Below are 10,437 nucleotides of genomic sequence, written 5' to 3' on the forward strand. Positions count from 1 at the left end.
CAGACAAGTGGAAGCACACATTCACGCGATTTTGGTAGGAGGGCGTTCGCTGAACCGCTGCAAGTTGGCACGGGCTGATATGCAGCATTGATCACAAGGATTTCCCGGCCCTAATGGTGCGGCATCGGGCCCGCCGCAGCAGCCGGGCTAACCGAGTAAATGTGATCATTGAATATTTGTTGCATCAGCGCTATCCAATCGAACAAGGGTATCGACCCCAAATAGGGGTCCAAGTAACCATGCAGCAAGACACCCAATGTCTAAGCACTGTAGTTTAAAAGGTCGCTACATTGGCACAGCATCGGCATCAATCTGATACTATTTCGCTTACTCTACGCCTGACACCGCATGGGCACCTCATTGCAGACACAGGCGATGGTGGTCCGCTGGTCGAAGCGTTTGTTCGTGGGGCGGGCTACGGCCTCCTGCGTCTGGGCGCCGGCACAACCAGGGGCTTGTCACCTGACCTTGCGTGGTGGCGCAATTTTTCCCGCCGCGCCATTTCAGCCTTGTGCCATCAGGCGAGCACGAATGTTTCTCCACCAGAAGCCGAACTTGCGGCCTTGGTGCCGACAGTGCCGATGATGAAAGGGGCGGAATATGTGACTGCCGATGTGCTGTCTCGTCTTTGGCAGGAGATAGTGGCAGCCGTAGCGAAAGAAGCGGGGCCGGACTTACCGGGTTTTCTGTCTGCCCTGAACCCAGCATGGAACACAATCGGGAGGGTGCATTTCAATTTGGCAGAAAACCGCGGCGACCTCGACTTTCCCTTTGCGTTCATGGCCAGCTATACGACCGAACTCGCGGCCAGTGGCCAAGCGCGGCATGTGCCGCTAGGACAGGCTCTGCATGACTATGCCGAAGACCATTCACGGCTCTTGAATTTGCTACTCCCTGTCAGCCGAGCAAGTCAGTCATGCCCATGGCTGAAGGAAATGGTGGAGGGTGGGGAAATATACCATCCTTTAAGATGGAAACCCGCCAATGCTGCACGCTTTCTGGATAGCGCACCGGATCTCGGTGCTGCTGGAATTGTTTTACGCATGCCCGCAAGTTGGGCTGCCGCCCGCCCAACACGGCCTAAGGTCACTGCCTCTATCGGCAGTGAAACACCCTCTGCTGTTGGACTCGAAGGGCTGCTGGACTTCCGCATGGAGGTCACATTGAACGGTGAGACTCTATCGGATGAGGAGATGAGTACTCTGCTGTCTAGCACTGACTCGCTGGTATTGCTGCGGGGGCAATGGGTGGAGATTGATCGCGATCGCCTTGAGCGCGAAATGCAGCGATTCAAAACTGCTGAAGAACTGGCCGCAAGTGATGGGTTGTCGTTTTCAGAAGCGATGCGCCTGATGTCTGGAGCCGCCATTGCGGGAGATGATGTTGACGAAGCCACACGCCAATGGTCACAGATCACTGCAGGCCCATGGCTGGCCGAGACACTTAAAAATCTGCGCGATCCTTCTGGTCATGGATGTCCCAGGGTCAAGCTGAAGGCACGCCTGCGGCCCTATCAAGAGGCCGGCGTCCACTGGCTGCACCTACTGACTGGGCTGGGCTTGGGGGCTTGCTTGGCCGATGATATGGGCCTTGGAAAGACTGTTCAGGTACTGGCGCTATTGCTGGCGCACCAGGGCAAAGGCCCCTCCCTGTTGGTGGCCCCTGCCTCTCTACTAGCGAATTGGGTAGCAGAAATCGACCGCTTTGCCCCAGATCTACGCGCCCAGATCGTTCATCCCTCGTCGATGTCAAAGGAGCAAATGACAAACCTTTTTGACTTCAATGAAATTGATCTGGTTATCACTTCCTACGGCACATTGCTGCGCCAACCGGTATTCACGACCACTGACTGGAAGTTTTTGGTTCTTGATGAGGCGCAGGCTATCAAAAATCCCAAGGCCAAACAAACCAAGGCCGTTAAGACTATCAAGGCTACATCACGCATCGCCCTCACAGGTACGCCAGTGGAAAACCATTTGGGAGATTTATGGTCGATCTTCGATGTGATTAATCCTGGCTTGCTAGGAAGTGACAAGCAGTTCTCTCGTTACGCTAAAACCCTTGCTGCGCGTGAACACAATGCCTTTGGCCCATTGCGGGCATTGGTGCAACCCTACATCCTTCGCCGAATGAAGACTGATCCGTCGGTGATTTCTGATCTGCCGGACAAGACCGAAGTCAAGGCCCATTGCATGCTCAGCCGCAAGCAGGCGGCGCTCTACGCCCAGACCGTAGAGCAGTTGGCTGATGCGTTAAGTGCTGCGTCGGGTATTGAGAGAAAGGGGTTGGTTCTAGCCACTATCATGCGGCTTAAACAGATATGCAATCACCCCTCGCAATGGTTGATGGATGGGGGTTGGGATGAGGCTGATAGCGGCAAGTGGTTGCGTCTGCGCGAAATTGCTGAGGTTGTAGCTGCTCGGCAGGACAAGATGCTTGTGTTCACTCAGTTTCGTGCAGTAACCGCACCCCTGCACGACTACTTGGCCGAAATATTTGGACGCCCTGGCTTAGTGCTGCATGGTAACACGCCAGTCAAAGCACGAGGGGCTCTGGTAAAGGCATTCCAAGAAGACGAAAATGTGCCGTTTTTCATTTTATCTTTGAAGGCGGGTGGATCGGGTCTCACCCTGACCGCCGCTTCGCATGTGGTGCATTTTGACCGTTGGTGGAATCCGGCAGTAGAAAATCAGGCTACAGACCGAGCTTTCCGTATCGGGCAGAAGCGCAACGTACTGGTCCATAAATTTGTCTGCGCCGGAACCGTTGAAGAGAAGATAGATGCTATGATCGAGGCCAAAAAATTCTTATCAGAAGAAGTATTGGGTGGATCAGCCGAAATAAACTTAACGGAAATGAACGATGACGATCTGCTGCGCCTCGTCGCCCTTGATCTTGCGGCTGTTTCGAAGGAGTAACATTCATGTCGCGGTGGGGTCGTTATGTGCCAGTGGCTGAACGCAGAAAAAAAGCTGAACAGGCAATGGCCAAACAGCGCAAGACGGGACACCCCGTGTCACCAGTTGTTCTCTCTGGCCGCACGATCGCAACCACGGCGTGGGGCAAGGCATGGTGCAGTACCATGGAGAGTTTTGGGGATTATAACAGCCGTCTGCCACGCGGTCGCACCTATGTGCGTAACGGCTCTGTAGTCGACCTCCAGATCACCTCAGGACAGGTAAGCGCGAAAGTCGCAGGATCCTTGCTATATACGGTTAAAATATCAATTGAGGCTCTGCCAAATGCCCATTGGAAAGCTCTGCGCGAGGACTGCGCTAATGGCATAGACTCTTTGGTTGATCTACTACAGGGAAAATTGTCAAAACCAGTTATGGAGCGATTATGTCAGCCAGGCAAAGGATTGTTTCCTAAGCCCTCAGAGATTAAACTTTCCTGTAGCTGTCCTGACTGGGCGTCCATGTGCAAACATGTTGCCGCAACTGTATACGCTATTGGTGCTCGTCTTGATCAACAGCCCGAACTGCTGTTTGTTCTGCGCGGGGTCAAGTATGAGGAATTAATCACCGCTATCAACCTTAAAACTCCACTTGCGAAACCTTCTTCGTCGCCAGATAATATTCTGAAGACCGATGATATGGCCGCCTTGTTCGGCCTAGATATGGAAGCGCCTGCACCTGTAAAGGAGCCGATTCCGAAAACCGCCCCGGCTACGAAGAAAAAGCGCGGCGCTCGCAAAGATACCAAGATCTGATTTCGGTTGCTGCGACAATGCGCAGCGTTTCACAGGGACCCGCATTAGAAAACGTACTTCATTGCTGCTGTGTGAACAGTCTGCGTGGTCGGGCTGAGAGACCACGCCGAATGCCCCGCGACTAGGCTGCCAGCGGCAATACGCTGCGCGGGGCTAGAATGACCACTTCAGGGACAGTTGCGCCGCGGCATTTTGAACGGCTCGACCGGTCGCTTTGGGCCGGTAGCGTCAACCGCCCGTGCATTGCTACCCGGACTTTGCAAAGGGTCTTATATTGCGCACTCAGGCTTCAGGGTTATTTCGCAGTGCAAAACTGCTCATTGCCTGCTTTTTTATGCCGATCCAAGCCATTCATTGAGCTTCGACCAGCGCCGCCGCCCGGAAACGTTCTTCACGGCAATCGCGAGGGCCTTCTTCTGCCCAACCAGCACCACGAGCTTCTTACCGCGAGTCACACCTGTATAGATCAGATTCCGCTGCAGCATCGCGTAATGCTGCGTCATGACCGGGATCACTACAGCTGGGTATTCCGAACCTTGGCTCTTGTGGATGGTCGCGGCATAGGCGGGCACCAGCGTGTCGAGCTCGCCAAAGGCGAAGGTGACGGTCCGACCGTCAAAATTAACTGCGACCTCGCCCTCACTCAGGTCGACATCTTCGATCATGCCAATGTCGCCGTTATAGACATCCTTGTCATAATCGTTCTCGATCTGCATGACTTTGTCGCCGGGTGCGAAGGTCCATCCGAACCGCTCCACCTTTTTATCACCAGCAGGGTTCAGCACTGCCTGCAATTCTATGTTGAGCGATCGCGCACCCACGCCGCCGCGATTCATCGGGCAGAGCACTTGGATGTCCTTGATCGGATCCAAGCCAAAGCGGCGCGGGATGCGCTTGGACACCAACTCGACGATCCGGGACACGGCTTCCTCCGGGTCGGTGGCTGACACGAAGTAAAAATCTGTGTTTTCGTCGGAAGACCTCAGATCTGGTATTTGACCCGCGTTAATGGCGTGGGCTGTCGTGATGATTTTACTCTGTGCTGCTTGGCGGAACACCTCAGTCAGTCGCGCCACGGTCACGGTGCCAGAACTGATAATGTCGGCAAGCACTTGGCCAGGCCCCACCGAAGGCAGCTGATCGATATCGCCCACTATGAGCAAAGCGGCTGCGCTTGGTACAGCCTTCATCAGCGACTGCATCAAAAGCACATCAACCATTGAGCTCTCGTCAACGACCAGCAGCTCGCAATCGAGGGGGTTTTCCTCGTCGCGCTTGAAGCCGAAAACCTTCGGGTCAAACTCTAGTAGCCGGTGGATTGTCTTTGCCTCCATGCCGGTCGCTTCCGTCATGCGTTTTGCCGCTCGGCCAGTCGGCGCACAGAGCAGGAGCTTTACGCCTTTGGCTGCCAGGATGCGCAGGATCGAGTTTACGATCGTGGTCTTGCCCACACCGGGGCCGCCCGTAATTACCATAACTTTCGACCTTAGCGCGGCGCGGATGGCCTCAGCCTGACTGGCGGCAAGCGTCAGTTCTGTCTTTTTCTCAATCCAAGGAAGTGCTTTGTCCGCATCAATGAGCTGCCAAGGCAGAGGCGCGTTTCGGATCCGTCTGATCTGTTCGGCGATCCCGCGCTCTGCCAGATAGAGGCCCGTCAGGAAAATGCACTCAACCTCGCCTACTAAGTCGGCCGTGACCGTTGTTTCGGCCAACTCTTCCAAAACAGCGCTCTCGATCAAAGGCGCAGGCACTTCGAGAAGTTTACCAGCCAGTCCGATCAGTTCTGCCCGGGGCAGGCCGCAATGGCCATTCCCCATCGCCTCCGTCAGCGCAAAGGAAATCCCCGCGCGCACCCGGATCATTGCCGTCTTCTCTATGCCGAGTTTTTCGGCAATTAGGTCGGCCGTGCGAAACCCGATGCCGCGAATGTCCTTGGCGAGCCGGTAAGGGTTCTCGCTCATGATTTGTACGGAATCGGTGCCATAGGTCTTGAAAATCCGCACAGCGCGCGCCGTGCCAACACCGTGTTGGTGCAAGAACACCATGATCTCGCGGATAACCTTCTGATCCGCCCATCCGGCGGTGATCTTGGCGGCCCGCACCGGCCCGATACCTCCCACCTCGCGCAGCCGCTCGGGCGTGGCCTCGATAATGTCGAAGACGTCCTTGCCGAAACTCTTGACCAAGCGCTTGGCGTAGACCGGGCCGATGCCGCGGATCATGCCCGAGCCGAGGTATTTTTCGATGCCTTCGAGGGTTGAAGGAGCGGATGTCTTCAAGAAATGCGCTTTGAACTGCAGGCCGTGATTGTGGTCGTTAAGCCAAACCCCAGATGCCGTTATCCATTCCCCGGCCGATATCATCGCGGCATGACCCACCGTAGTCACCAGGTCCCGATGGCCCCGCGCCTTAATCCTCAGCACGCAAAAACCGCTCTCCTGACTGTGAAACGTGACGCGCTCCACCAGACCGGCCAAGACTTCTGTGACGCTGTCAGCCTGATGCTTCATGGGCTACGAGCGCCGCGCCGCCAATCCCATGGCATGACAAATGCGCCAGACCAGATATTGCGCCCAGTGCGCCGTGCTTCGGCCTCAATCAGCACGTAGTCTTGCGAATATTGCTGATAAGCCACCGCCCAGCCTTCGGCGACCATCCAGCCATTGAGATTGACCCCGTTCTGCGAGCAGACCGCAATGGTACGCCCATAGCGGTCAGTATCGCGCGCCACGCAGCTGACACTGCGGCGACCAATCTGATCTGAAAGCGCCAGCGCCGCCTGCTGACCGCAGCGCCAGGATTGCCCAGAAGGGCGCGTGCAGAGCTGGCGGCTCTCAGGCGCATCGATCCCATGCAGACGGATGCGCATTCCCCGGATTTCCAGGCTGTCACCATCCCTCACACTCGCAACACCCGTGATTGTCTGTGCCGTAACCGGCATGGACAAAAACAGCAGGCAGAGGATCAGGGCGAGTCGCAGCAACAAAATGTCCGTGTCTGGTTTCAGGGAATGACGATCTACGCCAAATCCCTTTTGTCACGCAGGGGGCCATGGGTCGAGTCGCGAATGTTAACGCTGATGTGCAGACGAGGATTTCATTCGTTTCCAGCGCACTATGGTTGCTGACGCAGGTGCAGACCCAAGCTATAGTGGGGCATGACCTTCGCTTTCTACGACCTCGAAACAACCGGCCTTTCACCTGCTTTCGATCAGCCCCTGCAATTCGCCGCCATTTTGACGGATGACGAATTCAGGGAGATCGAGCGGGTCAATCTGCGTTGCCGGATCGCCCCGCATATTATTCCTTCGCCTTGGGCACTGGCTGTAACTGGCGTGCGCCCAGCGCAGTTGCTGGACCCAGCCCTGCCGACGCTCTTTGAGTTCACGCAAGAGATCTGCGCGCTGATCAATCGCTGGTCGCCTGCGATCTGGACCGGGTTCAACAGCATCCGCTTTGACGAGGAGATGCTGCGCCAGGCCTTCTACCAGAACCTGCAGCCGGACATCTTCGCCACTCAGTTCAACGGCAATGCGCGTTTTGATCTGCTGACGGCTCTCTATGCCGTCTGGCACCGCCAACCCGACCTGTTTGAGTGGCCCGTCGATGAAACCGGGCGCGTGCGCTTCAAGCTTGATCTTATCACGCCCCTGAATGGCTTTGCAGCACACAACGCGCATGATGCACTCGGCGATGTCGAGGCGACCATTCACATCGCGCGCGAGATCGCCCAGCGCGCCCCGGCGCTTTGGGCAGAGTTGCTGGCCAATCGCGACAAGGCGCAGGTGCAGGCACGGCTTGAGGCGTTCCAGCCCATGGCGCTGGTCGAACGCTTTGGTGGTGGACCGCCGCGTGCAACGCTTGGCTGCTTCTGTGGCTATTCGGCCAGCAACCCAAACCTTGCAGCCTTCTTTGACCTGGAGGCGGGCGATCCTGCCGATTTCCTGACTGCCGATGATGCAGCGCTCTTCGCGGCCGTGGACGCCACGCCGAAGATCATCCGTTCCTTGTCGGTCAACAAGACGCCAGCACTCTTGTCTCTCCCGACACCCACCGACCTGCAGTTGCGCCGTGCCGAGGTCATCGCCAATGCGCCTGAATTCCGCGCGCGTGTCGCACAGGCACTGGCTGCACGGTTTCCCGAGGATCCTGCAGCCCCGACGCCTTTGGTCGAAAAGCAGATCTTCGGTGGCTTTTACAGCCGTGCCGACAAAGCCCTGCTTGTGGAATTCCAGCGCGCGGACTGGCGGCATCGGCAGGAACTCGTGGCGGCGCTGGGTGATCTCCGCTTGCGCCAGCTCGGCCGCCGCCTGGTGGCGTTTCATGCGCCGCAGCTGCTTTCCTCCAAAGAACGAGCGCAATTTGAGGATTGGCTAAGCGAGCGCTGGTCCGCGCCAGATGCGCCGGAGACCGAGTGGATGACCGCAGACAAGGCCCGGCGCGCCCTTGATGAAATCCGTGGAAACGACGGATTGGATCAGGCACTGATCGGTGAGATCGAAGTCTACTTGCAAAGCTTTGATATAAAAGCGAGCTAGCGATCAACGACTGTTCTTCCCTGTGAATCAACTTATTGCGATAAACTACTTTTTAAGCCTATATTTGCTGAAAGTGATTGGAAAAGAACTGCGTGCCGCAAAAACAGGTCAAACAGCTGAACTGGAGCGCCGAGCGCCGCAACGCGTTCATCGAGTTTCGGGTGTTTTGGTATGGCCGGATCAACCGGTCTGACCTGATGGAAACATTCGGCATTTCGCTTCAGCAAGCCTCGCTCGACCTGACTGGTTATTCCGAGCAGTGGAAGCGCAACCTCGTCTATGACAAGAGCCAGCGCGCCTATGTCCGGCGAAAGAATTTCACGCCACATTTCATCACGCCCAGCGCAGAGGATTATTTCGCCCAGTTGCGTGCTGTCGATCAGGGTCTGGTCTCACGTGAGCAGAGCTGGATCAGCGTGTTTCCCGGCTATGGTGCGACGCCAACCCCTGCACGCGGTGTTGCGCCAGAGACCCTGCGCGACGTGCTGGCCGCAATCCATGAACCCGCAGCCCTTCAAGTGACATACCAGTCGATGTCACGACCGGAGCCCAGCGCGCGCTGGATCGAGCCGCATGCACTGGCGTTTGATGGCTTTCGCTGGCATGCGCGCGCCTTTTGCCAAAACGACCAGGTGTTCAAGGATTTCTTGCTCTCGCGGATTGTCGAGATTGGCAAGCGGGGACCGGTCACGGCCGGCCAGCAAAGCGACACAGATTGGCACAGCGAAGTGGTGCTCGAGATTGGCCCTCATCCAGACCTCTCGCCGACGCAGCGCCGCGCTATCGAGATGGACTACGGCATGCAAGATGGCCGGGCCCAGATTCCGGTGCGCCGGGCGCTCCTGTTCTATGCGTTAAAACGCCTCGGACTCGACACGGATCCGGCTGCGCGGCGACCGCAGGATCAGCAAATTGTGCTTTTGAACCCCGAAGTGCTCGCGCGCCAACCTACCGTGGCTTCTGTATGACGCCCGCCGATCCGCCACATTATAAGATGTCCTTCTCGACAGGGGGCCTATTCCTGAATGAAACGCTGGCTGTCGCGCGGCTGCACGTGGCTGGCGAGCCATGGTCGGTAACAATCAGCCGGGCGCTTACTGAGGGGGCAACCTCGCTGCCCAAGGCGGCCTCGCAGCGTCGCACGTTGCGCGAAATCGTGAATCGTCTATCGACGCTCACTGACATGGAGCGCGACTACCTTCTCACTCAGGCTGATCGCGACGATCAACTCGCCTTGCTTTGGCTGGCCACCTGCCGTGCGTATCGTTTCGTCCGTGAATTCGCGACCGACGTCCTGCGCGAGCGACATCTGTCGTTTCAGCTCGATCTGCCTTTGGAAAGCTTCGACATCCTGTTTGCAGCCAAAGCGGAGTGGGATGACGGACTGGCGAGCATCAGCCCCTCAACCCGCGCAAAGCTTCGGCAAGTCTTGTTTCGGATGATGCGCGAGGCACATGTCATATCGGACGACAGCAGGATCCAGTCTGCCATCGTTTCTTCTCGGCTGAGGGCTATGCTCGAGCAGGACTGCCCTGCTGACCTCGTGCTGTTTCCGGGGATTGCCCGTGATGGAGGTGCTTCGTGAACAAACCGACCAGCCGCAGAGAGCGTGCAGAACATCTCTTCAAGGTGGTTACCAGCCCGCGGTTCTTGACCAAGCAGGGCCTTGGCAATGAGGTGCCGTTTTTCATCTGCCCCTATCCGGCAGAAGAGGGGCTGTCGATGAATGAGGATCGGCTGGATCTGGTCACGCGGATTACCCATGCAGGTATCGCCGTGCTGGACCTCAGTCTGTACGACCTGTCTCTCGGCATCTTAGAGGAGCGGGGCATTCTGGAGCAGATCCTCGAGATCGAACGCGATACTGACAAGCGTGAGGTCCGGGAGCTGCTGCAGTCGGTGCTGGACCCCAAGGCCAATCTAATCCCGAGGATTGGCGAGGCCATTGATGCAACGCCACACGACGTCATCTTTTTGTCGGGCGTAGGCGAGGTCTATCCCTACATCCGGTCGCACAACGTGCTGAACAATTTGCAAAGCACCGCCAAGGACAAGCCGACCGTTCTGTTTTTCCCGGGCAGCTACACTCATGCGCTTGCAACAGGGGCCTCGCTCGATCTCTTCGGGCGCCTGCATGACGACAAGTATTACCGGGCTTTCAACATCCTGAACTACGAGGTTTGATCCA

8 protein-coding genes are annotated in these 10,437 nt (G+C 57.0%); 6 read left to right on the top strand and 2 right to left on the bottom strand.

From position 1 onward, the window contains the following. The first annotated feature begins 290 nt into the window (after nt 1-290). Complete coding sequence (locus RNZ50_25595; protein ID MDT8858336.1) at nt 291-2,918, top strand: DEAD/DEAH box helicase; 2,628 nt, start codon at nt 291-293, stop codon at nt 2,916-2,918. Nucleotides 2,919-2,923: 5 nt separating this feature from the next. Next, nucleotides 2,924-3,712 (top strand): SWIM zinc finger family protein, encoded by a 789-nt coding sequence (locus RNZ50_25600; GenBank protein MDT8858337.1) that lies wholly within the window; start codon nt 2,924-2,926, stop codon nt 3,710-3,712. Between the two features lie 332 nt (nt 3,713-4,044). Here the strand turns inward: RNZ50_25600 and RNZ50_25605 are convergent, their stop codons facing one another. Continuing rightward, nucleotides 4,045-6,222 (bottom strand): ATP-dependent RecD-like DNA helicase, encoded by a 2,178-nt coding sequence (locus RNZ50_25605; GenBank protein MDT8858338.1) that lies wholly within the window; start codon nt 6,220-6,222, stop codon nt 4,045-4,047. Next, complete coding sequence (locus tag RNZ50_25610) at nt 6,219-6,695, bottom strand: thermonuclease family protein (protein ID MDT8858339.1); 477 nt, start codon at nt 6,693-6,695, stop codon at nt 6,219-6,221. Before RNZ50_25610 ends, RNZ50_25605 begins: the two co-directional genes overlap by 4 nt. A 174-nt stretch (nt 6,696-6,869) precedes the next feature. Here RNZ50_25610 and RNZ50_25615 point away from each other — a divergent pair, with 174 nt between their 5' ends. The 4 genes from RNZ50_25615 to RNZ50_25630 all read left to right on the top strand — a co-directional run bounded on the left by RNZ50_25615 (nt 6,870) and on the right by RNZ50_25630 (nt 10,433). Then, the gene (locus tag RNZ50_25615) at nt 6,870-8,249 is read left to right on the top strand and encodes an exonuclease domain-containing protein (protein MDT8858340.1); all 1,380 of its coding nucleotides are present in this window, start codon (nt 6,870-6,872) and stop codon (nt 8,247-8,249) included. Between the two features lie 197 nt (nt 8,250-8,446). Beyond that, nucleotides 8,447-9,217 (top strand): WYL domain-containing protein, encoded by a 771-nt coding sequence (locus RNZ50_25620; protein ID MDT8858341.1) that lies wholly within the window; start codon nt 8,447-8,449, stop codon nt 9,215-9,217. Next, on the top strand, nt 9,214-9,834 hold the full coding sequence (locus RNZ50_25625; protein ID MDT8858342.1) for a DUF1819 family protein: 621 nt from the start codon (nt 9,214-9,216) through the stop codon (nt 9,832-9,834). The genes RNZ50_25620 and RNZ50_25625 overlap by 4 nt, the downstream gene beginning before the upstream one ends. Beyond that, nucleotides 9,831-10,433 (top strand): DUF1788 domain-containing protein, encoded by a 603-nt coding sequence (locus RNZ50_25630; protein ID MDT8858343.1) that lies wholly within the window; start codon nt 9,831-9,833, stop codon nt 10,431-10,433. The genes RNZ50_25625 and RNZ50_25630 overlap by 4 nt, the downstream gene beginning before the upstream one ends. Nucleotides 10,434-10,437: the final 4 nt, after the last annotated feature.

The organism is Paracoccaceae bacterium Fryx2 (assembly GCA_032334235.1).
In the GTDB taxonomy this organism is placed as follows: Bacteria; Pseudomonadota; Alphaproteobacteria; order Rhodobacterales; family Rhodobacteraceae; genus JAVSGI01.

Excerpts from the sequence above, each read along its gene's own strand:
- RNZ50_25600 (MDT8858337.1), top strand. The coding sequence starts at position 2,924 with ATGTCGCGGTGGGGTCGTTATGTGCCAGTGGCTGAACGCAGAAAAAAA.
- RNZ50_25605 (MDT8858338.1), bottom strand. The coding sequence starts at position 6,222 with ATGAAGCATCAGGCTGACAGCGTCACAGAAGTCTTGGCCGGTCTGGTG.
- RNZ50_25615 (MDT8858340.1), top strand. The coding sequence starts at position 6,870 with ATGACCTTCGCTTTCTACGACCTCGAAACAACCGGCCTTTCACCTGCT.
- RNZ50_25620 (MDT8858341.1), top strand. The coding sequence starts at position 8,447 with ATGGAAACATTCGGCATTTCGCTTCAGCAAGCCTCGCTCGACCTGACT.
- RNZ50_25625 (MDT8858342.1), top strand. The coding sequence starts at position 9,214 with ATGACGCCCGCCGATCCGCCACATTATAAGATGTCCTTCTCGACAGGG.